Source organism: Acinetobacter sp. V2 (genome assembly GCF_001188385.1).
Classification (GTDB): Bacteria; Pseudomonadota; Gammaproteobacteria; order Pseudomonadales; family Moraxellaceae; genus Acinetobacter; species Acinetobacter oleivorans.
The window spans coordinates 1-639 of record NZ_JZFB01000016.1 but is presented as its reverse complement, the minus strand read 5'-3'; the positions used below and the strand labels follow the sequence as shown (position 1 = coordinate 639).

General features: G+C 37.1%; 1 pseudogene. It reads left to right on the top strand.

Annotated features, from left to right (window positions below):
- Positions 1-71 precede the first annotated feature (71 nt).
- A pseudogene (locus UC75_RS18475) lies at positions 72-579 on the top strand (NUDIX hydrolase).
- Positions 580-639: the final 60 nt, after the last annotated feature.

Below are 639 nucleotides of genomic sequence, written 5' to 3'. Positions count from 1 at the left end.
TCGCCAATCCGCAAAATCCCTAAAAGTTTGTAGGTTAAAGCGTACATTCAGAAATGATTTAACTTTTCAAAGTGAATACGAATAATAGCCACCTTGTTACTTTAAGAAAAAAATCAAATGCGTATTAGAAAATCTTCAAGACTATTAGTTCTTAATGAAAATCATGAAATCCTGTTATTTCAGTTTACTCATACAAATGATGCTTTGGCTGGACAATCACATTGGGCAACCGTAGGTGGCGGGCTTGAAGAAGGGGAAACTTTCGAACAGGCAGCTTGCCGAGAGCTTTATGAAGAGTTGGGCGTAGTACGACAAAATGTGGGTACTCATGTTGCAACACGCAATTTTGAAATGATGTTGCCGAGCGCGGAAGTTGTGATTTCTGATGAAAGACTCTTTATTGTTTTTATTAAAAATGAAGAAGTGAATACAGCAAACTGGACTGAACAAGAAAAGCTTGTGATTAGTAAAAGCCGTTGGTGGACATTTGATGAACTAAGCCAAACCGATGAGATTGTTTATCCAAGCAATATTCCTAATATCCTTGTAGATAGTCTGCCTGAAATTTTCAAACCCTAAAATCTCTTAATATGCAGATATAAAAAAAGCCCGACATCCTGTCGGGCTTTTTCGTATTTG